The sequence below is a fragment of the Bordetella ansorpii genome (assembly GCF_900078315.1).
GTDB classification, from domain to species: Bacteria; Pseudomonadota; Gammaproteobacteria; order Burkholderiales; family Burkholderiaceae_B; genus Bordetella; species Bordetella ansorpii.
Genome location: NZ_FKBS01000029.1, coordinates 66,383 through 83,533 on the forward strand (window position 1 = coordinate 66,383; position 17,151 = coordinate 83,533).

Below are 17,151 nucleotides of genomic sequence, written 5' to 3' on the forward strand. Positions count from 1 at the left end.
CCACATCATGCGCTTCTGTGTCCACCGCGCATCCCACGCGGCAGATAGCTGCCTTTCAAGCCTGCGCCGCCGACACCGCTTCCTGCGCCTGCACCCTGGCCGCCGATTGCGCCTCGGCCAACTTTGCCTGTGCATCGCGCAGCGCCGTGCGCAACCCCTCCTCCACCACGGGGTGGTAGAACGGCATCTCCAGCATGCGCGCCACGGTCAGTTCCTGCTGCACGGCCCAGGCCAGCAGGTGCCCGATGTGCTCGGCGCTCGGCCCGACCATCTCGGCGCCCAGGAAGCGGCCGCTTTCGATGTCGGCATACACGCGCAGCATGCCGCGGTTCTTCAGCATGACGCGCGAGCGGCCCTGGTCGCCGAAGTCGACCTCGCCCACGACGAAACCGCCCTGCTCCAGCCTGGCGTGCGGCGTGCCGACCAGCGCGATCTGCGGATCGGAGAACACCACGCCCAGCGGGGCCCGGCGCGCGCCGGGCCGCACCGACGGGAACCGCGCGGCGTTGTCGCCGGCGATGCGGCCTTCGTCGGCGGCCTCGTGCAGCAAGGGCGCATCGGCGTTGGCGTCGCCCGCGATGAAGATGGACGAGTCGCCGGCCTGCAGCGTGTAGCGGTCATAGACCGGCACGCCGCGGCCGTCCAGCGCCAGCGAGGTGTTCTGCAGATCCAGCGTGTCGACGTTGGGCTTGCGGCCCGTGGCGGCCAGCACGTAATCGAAGCGCTCGGTGCGTTCGGTGTTGTCCAGCGCCAGGTAGCGGACCTCTACCTCGTCGCCGATGCGCGCGATGTCCAGCACGCGGGCATCCGGATCCAGGTAGAACTCTTCCTGGAAGATCTTGCGGGCACGCTGGCGCACGGAGGGATCGCTGATGCCGCCCAGGCTGCCGCTGACGCCGAACACGCGCACCTGCACGCCCAGGCGGGACAGGGCCTGGCCCAGTTCCAGCCCGATCACGCCGGGTCCGAACACGGCCACGCGGCGCGGCAGGTCGTCCCAGGCGAATACGTCGTCGTTGACGACCAGCCGGTCGCCCAGGCCGCGCAGCGGCCCGGCAATGGCGGGCGAGGAACCGGAGGCGATGACGACGCTGCCGGCATGCACCTCGGTATGGCCTTCGATGCGCAGGATGCCGTCGGACAGGAAACGGGCATGGCCATGCAGCTTGTCTTCGGCGGGAATGCTTTCCACGCCCTCCAGGACGAAGCCCACGAAACGGTCGCGCTCACGCTTGACTCGCGCCATCACCTCGGCGCCGTCCACGCGGATGGCGCCGTCGACATGCACGCCGAACGGCGCGCCGTGCGCGGCCGCATGCGCCGCCTCGGCGGCGGCTATCAGCAGCTTGGACGGCATGCAGCCAACCCGTGCGCAGGTGGTGCCGTACACGCCGCCCTCGATCAGCAGCGCGCGTTTGCCCGCGGCGCGGGCGGCACGGTAGGCGGCCAGGCCGGCGGTGCCGGCGCCGATCACGGCCACATCGGTATGCAGAGTCTTCATTTTCTTCCCTCGCGATTCTTCATGCGGCGGCGCGCGATGCCGCGCGCCGCCGCGGTCATGCCGAGCGTCAGCCGATCAACCCAGGTGGGCTTGCAGTTGCTCCAGGCCGCCGATCAGCGTGCCGTTGATGAACACCTGCGGAGCGGTGCCCTTGCCCGACACGGCGCCGATGACACGGCCGCGCACCTTGTGCTCCAGCGGAATCTCGACCGGGGCGAAGCCACGCGATTCCAGCAGGGCCTTGGCTTCGATGCAGAACGGGCAACCCGGCTTGGAGAACACGACGACCTGGTCGGGCTTCTTGGCCTGCGGGGCGAGGTAGTTCAGCATGGTGTCGGCGTCCGACACTTCGAAAGGATCGCCGTCCTTCTCGGGTTCGATGAACATCTTCTCGACCACGCCGTCGCGCACCAGCATCGAATAGCGCCAGCTGCGCTTGCCGAAGCCCAGGTTGCGCTTGTCGACCAGCATGCCCATGCCGTCGGTGAAGTCGCCGTTGCCATCGGGCAGCAGCGTGATGTTCTCGGATTCCTGATCGCGGGCCCATTCGTTCATCACGAAGGTGTCGTTGACGGACAGGCAGACGATGGTGTCCACGCCCGCGGCACGGAAGGCCGGCGCCAGTTCGTTGTAGCGCGGCAGGTGCGAGGACGAGCAGGTGGGCGTGAAGGCGCCCGGCAGCGAGAAGACCACGACGGTCTTGCCCTTGAACAGCTCGTCGCTGGTCAGCGTCTTCCAGTCATTGCCCTGACGGACGGGGAAAGTGACGTTCGGAACGCGTTGGCCTTCGCGGGATTGCAGCATGTGGAGTTCTCCTGATGGGTGGGTGCAGCGGGATGCGCACCGGCATGGGAAGAACTATAAATACTAACTATCAATTTATCTAATTTAATTATTTTAATTGATTGATAGCTTATAGCTTTTTCATTCGACGTGAAGATTGTATTTTAGCTATCAAAGTGGGAAGGCGCCGGCGGTCCGCCCGGTGCCTCCTCGACGCCCGCCTCATCCCTGCACGTCGTAGCCCGCTTCGCGGATGGCGGCGCGAACTGGCTCGGCCTGGGCCGCGCCTTCGATGCGCACCTGGTGCGTGGCCAGGTCGGTGTGCACCTGGGCGCCCGGCGCCACGGCCTGCACGGCCTCGGTGATGGTCTTGACGCAATGTCCGCAGGTCATGTCCGGGACGGTCAGTTCGATTGCCATTGCTGTTGCTCCTGAAGAAAAACGCGATGTCTGGCGGGCCTTTGCGACCCGATGCGAAGCCAGTCTAAACCTTCCCAAGATGGAAAGGTCAAGCCTACAATGGCCGCTTGACCTTCCCACGATGGGAAGGATGATAGTGGAACCGTTCCCAACGACATCGGACGGCCATGCCATGCGCGCAGCCACCACCTCATCTTCTTTCGTCCAGCTGGATCTTTCCGTCGAGGGCATGACCTGCGCATCGTGCGTGAAGCGGGTCGAGCGCGTGCTGTCCGCCGTGCCCGGCGTGCAGAGCGCCAGCGTGAACCTGGCCACGGAACGCGCGCAGGTCTCCTACGAGCCGGACCACGCCGCGCCCGAGGCGATGATCGCCGCCGTGGCTCGCGCCGGCTACACGGCGCAGGTGATCGTGGCGCAGGACGGCCACGCCGAGCGGCAGGCCCAGGCGCGCGACGCCGATGCGCGGCGGCTGGGTGTGGCGCTGGCCGTCGCCGTGGCGCTGACCCTGCCGGTATTCGTGATCGAGATGGGCGGCCATCTGGCGCCCGCCTGGCATCACTGGATCCACGCCACGCTGGGCCAGCAGAACAGCTGGCTGCTGCAATTCGCGCTGACCACGGCGGTGCTGGCTTGGCCGGGGCGGCCGTTCTTCGCCATCGGCCTGCCGGCGCTGTGGCGCCGCGCGCCCGAGATGAACTCGCTGGTGGCGCTGGGCGCGGGCGCGGCCTGGGGCTATTCCACGGTGGCGACGTTCGCGCCGCAATGGCTGCCCGAGGGCGCGCGCGCGGTGTATTTCGAGGCGGCAGCGGTCATCGTCACGCTGATCCTGCTGGGCCGCATGCTGGAGGCGCGCGCCAAGGGTCGCACGGGCGCGGCCATCCGCCGCCTGGCCGCGCTGCAGCCGCGCGGCGCACGCGTGCTGCGCGGCGGACAGCCGATGGACGTGCCCGTCGACGAGGTGCGTGTCGGCGACCACGTGCTGGTGCGGCCCGGCGAACAGGTCCCGCTGGACGGCGAGATCGCGGAAGGCCGCTCGTATCTCGACGAGTCCATGCTGACGGGCGAACCGGTGCCCGTCGAGAAGACCGTGGGCGATGCGGCGACGGGCGGCACGCTGAACACCTCGGGCAGCTTCACGCTGCGCGTGACGCGCACCGGCGCCGACACGCAACTGGCGCACATCATCCGCATGGTGGAAGACGCACAGGGCGCGCGGTTGCCCGTGCAGGCGCTGGTGGACCGCATCACCGGCTGGTTCGTGCCCGCGGTGATGGCGGCCGCCCTGCTCACCTTCGCCGCGTGGCTGGTCTGGGGACCGCCGCCCGCCCTGGCCAGCGCGCTGGTGCATGCGGTGGCGGTGCTGATCATCGCCTGCCCCTGCGCGATGGGGCTGGCCACGCCGACCTCCATCATGGTGGGCACGGGCCGCGCCGCCGACCTGGGCGTGCTGTTCCGCCATGGCGACGCCTTGCAGACGCTGCGCGATGTGGACGTGGTGGCCTTCGACAAGACGGGCACGCTGACACAGGGCAAGCCGGCCCTGGCCGCGCTGCGGCTGGCGCCCGACGCGGCGGTGGCGTCGGAAGACGAGCTGCTGCGCCTGCTGGCGTCGGTGCAGGCGCGGTCCGAGCACCCCATTGCGCAGGCCATCGTGACGGCGGCCCGCGAGCGGGGCATCGAATTGCCGGGGGCCGAGGATTTCGTGGCCGAATCCGGCGCGGGCGTACGGGGCCGGGTGCAGGGCCGGAATATCGCGGCGGGCGCGGCGCGCCTGATGGCCGCGCAGCGGGCCGATGTCTCGGCCTTCGGCGAACAGTCCGCCGAATGGGGCCGCAAGGGCTGGACGCCCGTGTACGTGGCCATCGACGGCCGCGCCGCCGCCATGCTCGCGGTGGCCGATCCGATCAAGCCTACGGCGAAGCAGGCCATCGCGGCGCTGCACGCGCAGGGACTGCGCACGGCCATGATAACGGGCGACAACCGCGAGACCGCGCAGGCGGTGGCGCGGGAACTGGGCATCGACGACGTACGCGCCGAGGTGCTGCCGGAAGACAAGGTGCGCGCGGTGCATGCCCTGCGCGAGGAGTCGCGGCGTGGCGACGCCCGGCATGGAGATGCGCGGCGCGTGGCCTTCGTGGGCGACGGCATCAACGACGCCCCCGCCCTGGCCGCTGCCGATGTCGGCGTGGCCATCGGCACGGGCACCGACGTGGCCATCGAAGCCGCGTCGGTCGTGTTGATGGCGGGCGATCCCAACGGCGTGCCGACCGCCATCGCCATCAGCCGCGCCACGCTGGCCAACATCCGCCAGAACCTGTTCTGGGCGTTCGCCTACAACGCCGCGCTGATTCCGCTGGCGGCCGGCGCGCTGTATCCCGCCTATGGCGTGGCGCTGTCGCCCATGCTGGCGGCGGGCGCGATGGCGCTGTCCAGCGTGTTCGTCGTGGGCAACGCGCTGCGCCTGAAGGCCTTCCGGCCGGCGGCGGCCTGATCCCTTTCATTGTTTCGGAAACGCGTCGCCATGAATATCGGACAAGCCTCGCAAGCCTCGGGCATCTCGGCCAAGATGATCCGTTACTACGAAAGCATCGGCCTGATCGGCCCGGCGCAACGCACCGACTCGGGTTATCGCGTCTACAGCGACGCCGACCTGCACACGCTGCACTTCGTGCGCCGCGCGCGCGGACTGGGCTTCTCGGTGGAGCAGATGCACGAACTGCTGGCGCTGTGGCGCGACCGCAGCCGCGCCAGCGCCGACGTGAAACGCATGGCGCTCGAACACGTGCAAGAACTGGAACGCAAGGCCGCCGAACTGCAACAGATGGCGGACACGCTGAAGCACCTGGCAAAGCATTGCCATGGCGACAAGCGGCCGGATTGCCCGATCATCGATCAGTTGAGCGGGTTGACGGGCGGCGCGCAGGTGGCCTGAGGCGCGATGCTCAAGACCCCGGTGCCCCGGCCGTCCGGATTGCCATGGCAAGTACGGGACACCGCCGGCGCATGCCGTACCGTGCGTCCCTTATCGCGTCCCGCCGACGCCAGAATCCGCCAGGGCCGGGGGTGGCTTCACGGCAAACCCTTTTTCGAACCGCTGGATTTCCTGGGTGGCGCCCAGGTAGATCTGCACGGACGCACGCCCGCCATGGCCCGCGCCGCGAACTGGCGCGGCGATCATCCTGGCCGGTATTTGTGGCGACCGAGGCATCGCTGACGCCGCTTCGGGCAGATCGGGCGCCGGCGCCGTGGCCAGCGGCGAGACCGCCGACGCGACGGGACCGCCCGCCATCCGGCGGTACGTGCCCATCACCCGCTCGACGTACGTGCGCGTTTCCGCGTAGTTCGGAATGCGGTTGCCCGAGCGCTGCACCGCGCCCTCCCCTGCGTTGTAGGCCGCCACCGCCAGTTCGGTATCGCCGCCGAACAGCCTGAGCAGGTCGCTGAGGTAGCGGCTGCCCGCATCGACGTTGCCATGCAACCGGTGCATGTTGTCCTTCAACGCGAGCGCGTCTTCGCCGGTGATGCCATAGCGGCGCGCCGTGTCCGGCATCAGTTGCATGACGCCGACGGCGCCCTTGGGCGATACCGCCTGCGTGTCGAATCCCGACTCGGCCTGGGCCACCGCGTACAGCAAGGCATAATCCACGCCGTGCCGCGACGCGGCGCTTTGCAGCGCGCCCTTGACGTCCGCCGGCGGCTCGGCCAGGCGGCCTGCTGGCGCGCCCTTCAAGTCCTTGAACAGCAGGCGGTAGCTGTCATCCAGCGCCGTCGCGGCAAACGAGGCCTGCCCCTGCGCGCCGAACGACACATAGACGTCGGCCGCCCGCGCGCCGACGGCGGCGCAGCACAGCGACAAGGCAATCAGGCATTGCCGCGGCAGCGGCGATCGGGCGTGGGCAGGCATGCGGAAACGGAAGCAAGGGCGATGGCCGGCAGGGCTGCGCGGCCGATTTTTGGCGGATTCGCCATTATGACGTAATGAAAACCATTTCTATTTGGGTTATCATTAAATCTGCTTAAGTTTGTCGCAGAAGAACAAGAGTGCGGATTAGGATCATGCTGTTAACACGGAACCCCATCAGGCGAATGGATGACTCCGCCTGTAGGCGCAGCCGCGCCGTGCGCGGGTTTCCGGGCAATGCGACAGCTTGGTGAGGAAAAGCATGCGAATTCTGCTGATCGAGGATGACAGCAAGGTCAGCTATTGGCTGGTGAGCAAGTTCCAGTCCAGTGGCCACCACTGCGTCCCCGTCGAATCCGGCGAACAGGCGCTGCAAGCCCTGGATGGCGAGGCTTTCGACATCATCGTGCTGGACCGCATGCTGCCCGGCATCGACGGCATCGAGGTGCTGCGCCGCCTGGCCGGCAAGCCGCATCCGCCGGTCATCATCCTGTCCGCCGTCGACCAGGCCTCGCAACGCGTGGAAGGCCTGCGCGCCGGCGCCCAGGACTATCTGGGCAAGCCCTTCGACTTCCCCGAACTGATGGTGCGCATGGAGTTGCTGGTCCGACGCAACGAAGAGGCGCCCGGCAACGGCCCCCACCTCTGCGTGCACGATCTGCAGATCGACATGATGCGCCGCAAGGTGACGCGGTCGGGCCGGCCCATCATGCTGACCGACAAGGAATTCCTGCTGCTGAGCACCCTGGCCGAGCACGCGGGCCAGACCGTGCCGCGCGGCATGCTGCTGGAAAAGGTCTGGGGGTTGCAGTTCGATCCCCGCACCAACCTGATCGACGTGCACGTGTCGAAACTGCGCTCGAAGATCGACAAGGACTTCACCCGTCCGCTGCTGCGGACCGTGCGTGCCATGGGTTACGTCCTGGGTTGAGCGGCATGAGCTGGAGTATCGTCGCCGCCGGCTTGCGCAGGGGGTTCCTGCAGCCTGGCTCGTCGGGAACGTGGCATGCGTTCTGGCGCGGCGACCGCCCACGCGTGGTCGCCATGGGCGCCAATGGCGAGATCGCGCCGCTGTACAACAGCCACTTCCGGCAGGCCTCGTGCGTGGCGTTCATCTTCCTGCTGGTGACGCTGGGCTCGATCGCCTGGGGCCAGAACCTGCTGGAGCAGGTGATGGTGCGCCACGTCAAGGACATGATCTCGGCCGAGATCCGCGCCCGCCAGGGCCTGGGCGACCGCGATGGCACGCAGCAGCTGGCCCGCCAGTTGGGCCAGTCGGAAGCCACCCCCAGGCGCGAACGCGCCGCCGCGGTGCAGGCGGCCGACGGCACGCTGGCCTATGGCATGCCCGAACTGCTGTCGACCGACATGTGCGCGCCCGGCGCGCACGCGTGCAGCGGCTGGCTGCGTGCTTCGCTGGACAGCGACCAGGGCATGCGCGAATGGCTGGGCTACGCCTATACCCTGCCCCAGGGCGGCCGCTACGTGGTGGCCTACGACATCCTGCCCATGCTCAACCGCATCTATCCCGTGCCGCTGGTGGTGGGCCTGAGCGTGTTCACGGCCCTGCTGATGAGCCTGGGCGTGGGCATGTACTCGAGCTTCGACGCCACCAAGCGCATCAACCGCATCCGGCAGGCGATGGCGCGTTTCGCGCGGGGCGAAACCGACTCGCGCGTGGGCGTGCTGGGCCGCCACGACGAATTCGACCAGTTGGGCAAGGACGTGAACACCGCCCTGGAGCGCATCGATTTCCTGATGGAGGAAGTGCGCAATGCCGCCAACCACATCGCCCACGAACTGCGCACGCCGCTGACGCGCCTGCAGCAGCGGCTGTCCAATGTGGCGGAAGCCGCGCAGGGCAGCACGGCCACCAGCGGCGAGGTGGCGCTGGCCGAGGAAGAGATCCGGCACATCCAGTACCTGTTCCGCACGGTGATGCGCATCAGCGAGATCGAGACCGGCCGCTGCCACCATGAATCCTCGCCGATCGACGCGCAAGCCATGCTGGCGGACCTGAACGACTATTACGGCGTGCTGGCGGAAGAACGCCATCTGACGATGCACCTGCGCATCGAGGAGCCGCTGCATCTGGTGGGCGACCGGCCGCTGCTGTTCCAGGCCATGGTGAACCTGGTCGAGAACGCCATCAAGTACGCGCCCGAAGGCAGCGCCGTCACGCTGCTGGCGCGCGAACGCGCGGATGCGGTCGAACTGGGCGTCGCCGACGAAGGCCCCGGCATCGACACCAACCAGCGCGGCCAGGCGGTGCAGCGTTTCCGCCGCCTGGCGCGCGACCGCGCCATTGCCGGACATGGCCTGGGCCTGCCGCTGGTGCAGGCCGTGGCGGGACTGCACGGCGGCAGCCTGGTGCTGGCCGACAACGATCTGCCGCGCCTGCACGAGTCGGGTCCGACCCGCACGCGCGGCCTGCTGGCCTTGCTGCACCTGCCGCAGGCGCCCGCCGCGCATTGATCCTGAACGAGTCTTAATGATCCGAGTGTTGCCCCTCTCTATGCAAATGAGTCCTAATAACGTCTGTACGGTCGACGGCCTGCCCGACGGCCTGCGCCACGCATAGACCCCTTTTTTTCTGGATTATTCCGTGACTTCCCGAATCCGAGACTTCCTGCGCGACGAAAGCGGCGTGACCGCCATCGAATACGGCATCCTGGCCGCCGCCATGGCGGCGGCCGTCGGCGTCATCTTCGGCTCCGACGGCGCCTTCATCACCGCGCTGCGCAACAAGTTCGACGCCATCGCCTCCGACATCACCGAAGCCGGCACCGACACCAAGTCGGGCGGCTGAGCAGGGCCCACGCAAGCACCATGGGTTCTTCGTTGCCTGCCTTCATCATCCTGCCGGCATTGGCCTGGGCGGCCGTCTCCGACCTGCTCTACCGCCGGATCAGCAACCGCCTGGTGCTGACGCTGCTGGTGGCGTGGGCGGGCTACGCCGGCTGGATGCTGATGCAAGGCGCGAACCCCGAGGTGCGCAACTGGCTGCTTACCGGCGTGCTGGCCGCGGCGGGCATCCTGGTGGCGGGCTACGTCCTGTTCACCATGCGCTGGATGGGCGCGGGCGACGCCAAGCTGATGGCGGTGCTGGCGCTGTGGCTGGGCGACCAGACCTTCGTCTTCCTGATCGTGACCTCGCTGGCGGGCGGCGTGCTGGCCCTGATGCTGCCGCTGCTGCGCATGGTGGAGCGCACGCTGGGCTTCGGCTTGCTGCAGATCAACGCCTGGCTGTCGGCCATGGTGTTCCCGGTGCCGCACGCCTTGCAGGAGCAACCCGTGCAAGGCATTCCCTACGGGCTGGCCATCGCCTGCGGCGGCGCCTTCGCCCTGTGGGGCCACACCTAGCCTTGCCCCGCGCCAGGCCGACCCGGCTGGCGACCGACCCTGACCTTCTGCATTTCCCAGGGCGCGTCTTGCCATAAACGTAAACGAAAGTGCAAATCAATTCCATTTGAAATGAAAACGCGATCCTTGATCCTGCTCGCCTCGGCAGTCACGCTGGCGGCGGGCGCCGCCCTGGTGGGCCGCTCGCTGATGCGCCCGCCCCCTCCCGTGACGATCGTCAAGGAAGTGCCCGCGCAGGCCGCGCCCAAGCCGCCCGTGCGTTATGTGCTGTCGGCCGGCGATGCGATGGCGGCGGGCCTGTTCGTCAAGAGCGATACGCTGAAGACGCTGAACTGGCGTGAGACGACCGACGATGCCGTGCGCGCCGACGACTTCGCCGCAGCCAATGACCAAGAACGCCGCAAGATCGAACGCGAGATCTACGGCGCGGCCCTGCGACAGCCGCTGACGGCGGGCCAGACCCTGACCCAGGGCGCGCTGGTCTACCCCGGCGAGCCGGGTTTCCTGGCCGCCGTGCTGACGCCGGGCATGCGCGCCGTATCGATTCCCACCAGCGCCGTGGACAGCAACTCGGGCCTGGTCAACTCGGGCGACCGGGTCGATGTCATCCTGGCCCTGCAGCGCGATGGAGTGGAAAAGCCTTCGCCCATGCCCAACAGTGAATACGCGATGCTGGCTTCCCAGACCATCGTGCGCAACGTACGCGTGCTGGCCATGAACAACAACGCCGTCTCGCTGACGCCTCCCGCCGATCCCGAAGCCGCGGCGGCGGCCGAGAAAACATCCGGCAAGCGCGCCGCAGCGGACAACGCCAAGCGCAACAACCGCTCTCTGCCCGCCCCCAACACGTTGTTCTACGAGAGCCTGACGCTGGAAGTCAGCCCGGCCGACGCCGAACGGCTGGCGCTGGCGCGCGAAGTGGGCACGCTGCAGGTCGCCCTGTTGAGCATGCACGAAGCGCAGACGTCCGTGGCCGCGTCTCGTGAAGCCACCCGCCTGAACGCCGCAACCGCCGTGTTCGACGGAACCACGCCTCGCATGGTGAATACCTACCAGGGCACCGCCGCGGCCGTACAGACCTACCGCGGCAACCGCAACTGATCGCCATGCGCCTCTTCCGTTCTCGCGCGGCCTCGCCCGCGCCTCTTTCGGCTCGACCTTCCGATTTCGACATGATCCAGACCGTGGCCCGTCCGGGCGCAGACTTTCCCTTCGCCCGGCTGTGCCTGGCCGCCGCGCTGTCGCTGTACGGCGTGGCGCACGCCGCGCAACCCTCCCAGGCAGGCGCCGCCGGCGCCGGCCCGCAAGCGTTGCAGCAGGTGCAGCCCACCGGCGTCATCACGCTGAACGTGCGCGAAGGCCATCTGCTCAAGCTCAAGCGCGACGCGGCCAAGGTGCTGGTGGCTGATCCGCGTATCGCCAGCTTCCAGGTGCCCTCGCCCAACAACATCTTCGTGTTCGCGCAGGCCGTGGGCACGACCACGCTCTATGCGCTGGATGCCAACGACCAGGTCATCGCCGCCATCAAGGTGGTGGCCGAACATGATTTGAATGCGCTGCGCGAACAGATCAAGCGCACGGTGCCCGATGCGGATATCGAGCTCGAAGCGTCGATGAACAATCGCATCATCGTGCGCGGCAAGGTACGCACGCCGATTGAATCGAAGCAAGTGGCGGACCAGATCCAGGCCTATCTGGACGGCCTGGCCTCTTCGCCTGCCGGCCAGAGCGGCGGCGGCGCGGGCGGCGGTGGTGGCGGAGCCAACGGCGCCAACCGGCGCGACCAGGTCATCAACCAGTTGAAGGTGGAACTGTCCTCGCAGATCAACATCCAGGTCCGCGTGGTGGAAGTATCCCGCACTCTGTCGCACGAACTGGGTTTCGACTGGGCCGCCACGCTGAACTCGGGCCGTGGCGCCTGGGGCATCATGACCGGCAGCGGCGGCGCGGGCTTCGCCCCGGTCAGCGGCACGGTCAACCCGTCGCTGTTCGATTCACTGACGGGCCGCACGCTCTCGCAGATGGTGCCCGGCACCTCGACCTCGCGCATCGGGATCGGCGGCATGCGCACACGAGGCAACTTCACCATGGGCGGCCTGATTTCGGCGCTGTCGTCCGAGGGCTTCGCCACCGTGCTGGCCGAACCCAACCTGACGGCGATGTCCGGCGAAAGCGCGGCCTTCGCGGCCGGCGGCGAAGTGCCCATCGTCATCATCACCAACAACAACGTGCAGATCGACTTCAAGTCGTACGGTGTGATCCTGCGCATGACGCCCACGCTGCTGTCGGCCAACCGCATCAGCCTGCACATCGCGCCCGAGGTCAGCGAGCTGACCGAGGACGGCGCCGTCACGCTGGAAGGCATCTCGATTCCCGCGCTGAAGGTGCGCCGCGCCGATACCACCGTGGAACTGGCCAGCGGGCAGAGCTTCGCGCTGGCCGGCATGCTGCGCTCGACGCAGGCGCAGACCATGCAGGGCGTGCCGGGCTTGAGCAGCATTCCCTTGCTGGGCAGGCTGTTCGAGCACGAGGTGTCGGCCAAGGCCGACACCGAGCTGGTCATCCTGGTGACGGCCAACGTGGTCGATCCCGTGGCCCCCGGCGAACTGCAAGTGCCGGGCCAGGACCTGCCGGGCCTGAAGGAACTGCTGCCGCAACAAGCCTCCATCGGCTACCTGTACTGACGCCGCGTAGGAATACTCCATGCAACACGACACGATCCGCACTTCCTCACGACCGGCGCCCCGGCGGCCGGCGCTCTGGGCCCTGCTGCCCCTGGCGATGACGCTGCTGCTGACCGGCTGCGACACGCCGATCAACAAGCTGCGCGCGTCGCGCTTCGGCGACGGCGCCGCGCCCCAGGCGATCCAGCCGGAACCCCGGGCCGCCGCCCTGGCGCTACAAGGCACGGCCGACGGCCAGGGCCTGACGCCCGAGTCGCTGCGCGCGGCCAATGCGCTGCTGACCCGTCAGGGCCGCATCGAACAGCAGGTCTTGACGCTGACGCCGTTCAACGCGCGCGGCGAGGTGTTGGCGCAACGCCTGGCGCAGGCCCTGGGCCGTGCCGGTGCACGCCAGCCGCGCGTGCTGGGCACCACGCTGGACGGCGAACGCCTGGCGCAGGCGGCCGAACAAGGCTGGGACCTGGAACTGCAATCCGAGGCACTGACGCTGGACGCCTCGCGCTGCGGCATCGCCAAGCCCGGTGAAGTCACCGTCCATCCGTTCTACGGCGTGGGCACGCTGGGTTGCGCCACGCGCGCCAACCTGGCCCGCATGGTCAGCGATCCGCGCGACCTGTCACGCCCGCGCGCACTGGATGGCGCCGACGGCAAGGCCGCCGCCGAAGCGGTCGAGCGCTATCAGACCGGCGAAACGCGCGATCTGATCGACATCAACTTCGACAACTGACGGCCATGAGCGACACTTCTTCCTCGACCTCCGACGCCATTTCCGGCGGACCGGCCGTCTTCGCGGCCGCGGCGGACCTCAAGCCCATCGGCGACCAGTTGGACCGGCTGCGCCGGCCCGCCACCGTGCTGCAGGCCGGCGGCCCCGCGCAAGCCATCGAATGGTGCGCGGCCAACACGCCGCCCTCGGTGCTGCTGGTCGACATCGCCGGCCACGCGCATCCCCTGTCCGCCTTGCTGGAGCTGGCCGCGCAGGCCGGCCCCGCCTGCCGCATCGTGGCATTGGGCCAGCAACAGGACGTGGACCTGTACCGCCAATTGCTGCAGGCCGGTATCTTCGACTATCTCATCAAGCCGCCGCGCCTGGACCTGCTGGCCGACACGCTGGCTCGCGCCGACGATGACGCGCCGCTGGGCCACGGCGGCACGGCGCGCGCCGGGCGCACGGTGGCCATGACGGGCGTTGCGGGTGGCGTGGGCGTCAGTACCCTGGCCGCCGCGCTGGGCCAGTGGCTGGCGGGTTCGCGCCAGACGCCCACGGTGCTGGTGGACTTCGACCGCCGCAAGGGCGACCTGCCGCTGCTGCTGGGCCTGGAGGCCGACGCGGGACTGGCCAGCCTGCTGGCCGCGCCGGACATCGATCCGCGCCTGCTGCAACGCACGTTGCTGGCCACGCAGCAAGGCCAGGCCAGCGGCCCCGCCCGCCTGCACCTGCTGGCGCAGCGTCCCGCCGCCGAAACGCCGGTGGACCCGGAACGCGTGCTGGAACTGGGCGCCGTGCTGTGCCAGCTGTTCTCGCTGTCTCTGTGGGACCTGCCCTCGCATCGCCCCAACGGTGCCGATGAGGTGCTGGCCCATGCGGACGTACGCGTGGTGCTGTCCGAACTGACGGTACAGGGCGCGCGCAGCACCCATCGCCTGCTGACCCAGCTGGGCGACGAGAGCGGCGGGCAGCGCCTGCTGCTGGTGGCCAGCGCCGCCCGCCACCAGCAGCGCGCCCCGCTGGAGCACGCCCAGTTCGAGGAATTCGTCGGGCGTGGCATCGACCTGCACCTGCCCTACGCCGGCACGGCCCTGTCGGCCAGCCTGCTGCAGGGGCCGCTGAATCTGCCCACGGCTTCGCCCTATGCCCAGGCCGTGGCGCAGTTGGGCTCCCGCATCCTGGGCCTGCCCGATGCCGCGGGCGCGCAAGCCGGCGGCATGGCGCAGCGCCTGCGCGCCTGGCTGAACCGCCCTGCGGCGACCAGCCGAACGCGCCAGGCGGCACGCGCCTGAGCCCCCGACGTCCCGCGCCCGAGAGATCCCCCATGATGCTGCCCCGCCGCAAGACCGCTCCCCCGACTTCCGCGCCGGCTCAGCCGGCCCCGGCCCCGGCCCCGGCCGCGACCACCGCCCAGCCGGCCGCGCCCGCGCCGGTGGTGGCTGCCCCACCGCCGCAACCTGCGATGCGCGCCCCGCGCCCGCCGGTACTGGCCAAACCTGTCGCGGCCAAGGCGGCGCCGGCCCCCGCGCCCGCGGCCGCCAACGCCGAACAGACCAGCCAGCGCCGCGTCATCCGGGACGAACTCTTCACGCAGATCGATCCGCTGAAAGCCGCGGCCATGCCGCGCGACAAGCTGCAGTCGCAGATCGACGCGCTGATCCGCCGCATCTGCGACGAGCAGCGCCTGCAACTGTCCGGGCAGGAGGAAGAACTGATCTCGCGCCAGATGCTGGACGAGATGGTGGGCGTGGGCCCGATCGAACCGCTGCTGGCCGACGACACGGTCAACGACATTCTGGTCAACGGCGCGGGGCAGATCTTCATCGAACGCTACGGCAAGCTGGAACTGACGCCGATCACCTTCATCGACGAGGAACACGTCTTCAACACCGCGCAGCGCATCGCCGCGCGCGTCGGACGCCGCATCGACGAAGCCAATCCCATGGTGGATGCCCGCCTGCCCGACGGCAGCCGCGTGAACGTCATCACGCATCCGCTGGCGCTGGACGGCACCACGATCTCGATCCGCAAGTTCATGCGGCGCGACCTGTCGCTGGAATCGCTGGCCTCGCGCGGCGCGATGTCGATGGACATGGCCACGGTGCTGCGCCGCGCGATGGAGGCGCGGCTGAACATCATCGTGTCGGGCGGCACCGGGGCGGGCAAGACCACGCTGCTGAACGCGCTGTCGCAGAAGATCAGCCCGCTGGAACGCATCATCACCATCGAAGACGCGGCCGAACTGCAACTGCAGCAGATCCACGTGATCCGCCTGGAGACGCGTCCTGAAAGCGCCGAAGGCACCGGCCGCATCGACCAGCGCGACCTGATGAAGAACGCGCTGCGGATGCGGCCCGACCGCATCATCCTGGGCGAGGTGCGCGGCGGCGAGTGCTTCGACATGCTGCAGGCGATGAACACGGGCCACGACGGCTCGCTGTGCACGGTGCACGCCAACACGCCGCGCGACGCGCTGATGCGCCTGGAAAACATGGTGATGATGGCCAACATGCAATTGCCGCTGGCCGCCATCCGCCGCCAGATCGCCAGCGCGGTCGACCTGATCGTGCAGATCGAGCGCATGCGCGACGGCGCGCGCCGCGTGGTGTCCATCGTCGAGATCTGCGGCATGGAAGAGGAAGTGATCCAGACCCAGGAACTGCACGCCTTCCGTTCGCGTCCGGGCGGCACCGCCAGCCAGGTGATCGGCGAACACAGCGGCAGCGGCCTGCGGCCGAACTTCTACACCGAAAAGGCCCACCTGTTCGACCAGGACGTGGCCTGATCCGCGGAATCCAGCTGACATGCTCGACCTCTTCACCCTGATCGTTTTCCTGCTGGTGCTCGTCGGCTTCTATGCCGTGCGCGCCACCAGCCGCCGCCAACGCCGCGCCGACGCCATGGAACTGCGCCTGGACGCGCTGCGCCGCCAGATCGAGCGCGAAAGCGGCGCGGCCCTGGCCGTGCTGCAAGAAGCGGACACCATCGCCCTGCCCGGCCAGAACGACCTGCTGCCCCGCTGGCCCGCCGTGGGACGCCGCCTGACACGGCTGCGCGACGGCGCGCAATCGCTGGGCTGGCTGCCCACGCTGCGCCAGCGCCTGCTGCTGTCGGCGGCCGTCGCCGTGGTCGGCGCGCTGGCGCTGGCGCGCATGACGGGCACCTCGATGGCCCAGGTGCTGCTGAGCGCGCCGCTGCTGTGGGCGCTGCTGGGCGGCCTCGCCTACCAGCGCGCGATGGCCAGGCACCTGGACGCGCTGACGCGCAGCCTGCCCGAGGCCATCGACGCCATCACCCGCATCTGCCGCTCGGGCGTGCCGCTGCAAAGCGCCTTCGGCATCGCCGCCGACCACCTGCACGGCCCGCTGGCGCCCGAACTGCGCGAAATCGAGAACTGGCTGAAGCTGGGTGTGCCGCTGAAGGCCGCCATGCAGGGCTCCGCCGAACGCGTCCCGCTGCCCGAATACCGCTTCTTCGCCGTGATCCTGATCATCAGCCAGGAATCGGGCGGCCGGCTGGGCGACACGCTGGAACGCCTGTCGGCCACGCTGCGCGCCCGCGCCGAACTGGGCATGAAGGTGAAGGCCAAGACCTCCGAGGCGCGCGCCTCGGCCAAGATCGTCGCCCTGCTGGTGCCCGGCGTGCTGCTCTACATGTACCTCAATTCACCCGATGACTTCCGCTTCATGTTCAACGACGCGGTCGGCATCCAGGTCATGGTCTACGCCGCATGCAGCGTGGGCCTGGGCTTGCTGATCACCCACCTCATGGTCAAGCGCATCCGCTGAGC

At 68.9% G+C, this 17,151-nt stretch carries 16 protein-coding genes; 12 read left to right on the plus strand and 4 right to left on the minus strand.

What is annotated here, in order from left to right; genetic code table 11:
* Positions 1 to 55: 55 nt before the first annotated feature.
* The 3 genes from A7W11_RS22205 to A7W11_RS22215 all read right to left on the minus strand — a co-directional run bounded on the left by A7W11_RS22205 (position 56) and on the right by A7W11_RS22215 (position 2,704).
* Entirely contained in the window at positions 56 to 1,501 is a 1,446-nt protein-coding gene (locus A7W11_RS22205; RefSeq protein ID WP_066419522.1) for a dihydrolipoyl dehydrogenase, read from the minus strand.
* Between the two features lie 75 nt (positions 1,502 to 1,576).
* Positions 1,577 to 2,305: a glutathione peroxidase gene (locus tag A7W11_RS22210; RefSeq protein WP_066419524.1), complete on the minus strand. Its 729-nt coding sequence runs from the start codon at positions 2,303 to 2,305 to the stop codon at positions 1,577 to 1,579.
* 201 nt (positions 2,306 to 2,506) lie between these two features.
* Positions 2,507 to 2,704 (minus strand): heavy-metal-associated domain-containing protein, encoded by a 198-nt coding sequence (locus tag A7W11_RS22215; RefSeq protein WP_066419526.1) that lies wholly within the window; start codon positions 2,702 to 2,704, stop codon positions 2,507 to 2,509.
* Positions 2,705 to 2,876: 172 nt separating this feature from the next.
* Between A7W11_RS22215 and A7W11_RS22220 the strand changes: the two genes are divergently transcribed.
* Both A7W11_RS22220 and cueR read left to right on the plus strand, forming a co-directional pair.
* Positions 2,877 to 5,195, plus strand: coding sequence for a heavy metal translocating P-type ATPase (locus tag A7W11_RS22220; RefSeq protein WP_066419529.1), 2,319 nt, complete (start codon positions 2,877 to 2,879; stop codon positions 5,193 to 5,195).
* Positions 5,196 to 5,225: 30 nt separating this feature from the next.
* Positions 5,226 to 5,636 (plus strand): Cu(I)-responsive transcriptional regulator, encoded by a 411-nt coding sequence (cueR, locus tag A7W11_RS22225; protein WP_066419531.1) that lies wholly within the window; start codon positions 5,226 to 5,228, stop codon positions 5,634 to 5,636.
* Positions 5,637 to 5,726: 90 nt separating this feature from the next.
* On the opposite strand, the gene A7W11_RS22230 is transcribed toward cueR, so the two are convergent.
* Positions 5,727 to 6,608, minus strand: a complete 882-nt coding sequence (locus tag A7W11_RS22230) for a lytic transglycosylase domain-containing protein (RefSeq protein WP_066419533.1) — start codon at positions 6,606 to 6,608, stop codon at positions 5,727 to 5,729.
* A 259-nt stretch (positions 6,609 to 6,867) separates the two neighbouring features.
* Between A7W11_RS22230 and A7W11_RS22235 the strand changes: the two genes are divergently transcribed.
* The 10 genes from A7W11_RS22235 (at position 6,868) to A7W11_RS22280 (ending at position 17,149) form a co-directional block, all read left to right on the plus strand.
* The gene (locus A7W11_RS22235; RefSeq protein ID WP_066419534.1) at positions 6,868 to 7,536 is read left to right on the plus strand and encodes a response regulator transcription factor; all 669 of its coding nucleotides are present in this window, start codon (positions 6,868 to 6,870) and stop codon (positions 7,534 to 7,536) included.
* A gap of 5 nt (positions 7,537 to 7,541) precedes the next feature.
* On the plus strand, positions 7,542 to 9,080 hold the full coding sequence (locus A7W11_RS22240; protein WP_066419535.1) for a sensor histidine kinase: 1,539 nt from the start codon (positions 7,542 to 7,544) through the stop codon (positions 9,078 to 9,080).
* Between the two features lie 130 nt (positions 9,081 to 9,210).
* Entirely contained in the window at positions 9,211 to 9,414 is a 204-nt protein-coding gene (locus A7W11_RS22245) for a Flp family type IVb pilin (RefSeq protein WP_066134336.1), read from the plus strand.
* Between the two features lie 20 nt (positions 9,415 to 9,434).
* Positions 9,435 to 9,968 carry an A24 family peptidase gene (locus A7W11_RS22250; protein ID WP_066419536.1) on the plus strand — a complete coding sequence of 178 codons (534 nt, stop codon included), beginning with the start codon at positions 9,435 to 9,437 and terminating at the stop codon, positions 9,966 to 9,968.
* Positions 9,969 to 10,094: 126 nt separating this feature from the next.
* Entirely contained in the window at positions 10,095 to 11,069 is a 975-nt protein-coding gene (cpaB, locus tag A7W11_RS22255; protein ID WP_066419538.1) for a Flp pilus assembly protein CpaB, read from the plus strand.
* Positions 11,070 to 11,140: 71 nt separating this feature from the next.
* Positions 11,141 to 12,652: a type II and III secretion system protein family protein gene (locus tag A7W11_RS22260; RefSeq protein ID WP_082887431.1), complete on the plus strand. Its 1,512-nt coding sequence runs from the start codon at positions 11,141 to 11,143 to the stop codon at positions 12,650 to 12,652.
* Between the two features lie 19 nt (positions 12,653 to 12,671).
* Positions 12,672 to 13,379, plus strand: a complete 708-nt coding sequence (locus A7W11_RS22265; RefSeq protein ID WP_066419540.1) for a CpaD family pilus assembly lipoprotein — start codon at positions 12,672 to 12,674, stop codon at positions 13,377 to 13,379.
* A 5-nt stretch (positions 13,380 to 13,384) separates the two neighbouring features.
* A complete protein-coding gene (locus A7W11_RS22270) occupies positions 13,385 to 14,653 on the plus strand; it encodes an AAA family ATPase (protein WP_066419542.1) in 1,269 nt (422 codons plus the stop codon).
* 35 nt (positions 14,654 to 14,688) lie between these two features.
* Positions 14,689 to 16,146 (plus strand): CpaF family protein, encoded by a 1,458-nt coding sequence (locus A7W11_RS22275; protein ID WP_082887514.1) that lies wholly within the window; start codon positions 14,689 to 14,691, stop codon positions 16,144 to 16,146.
* Between the two features lie 19 nt (positions 16,147 to 16,165).
* Positions 16,166 to 17,149 (plus strand): type II secretion system F family protein, encoded by a 984-nt coding sequence (locus A7W11_RS22280; protein ID WP_066419545.1) that lies wholly within the window; start codon positions 16,166 to 16,168, stop codon positions 17,147 to 17,149.
* The last annotated feature ends 2 nt before the right edge of the window (positions 17,150 to 17,151 follow it).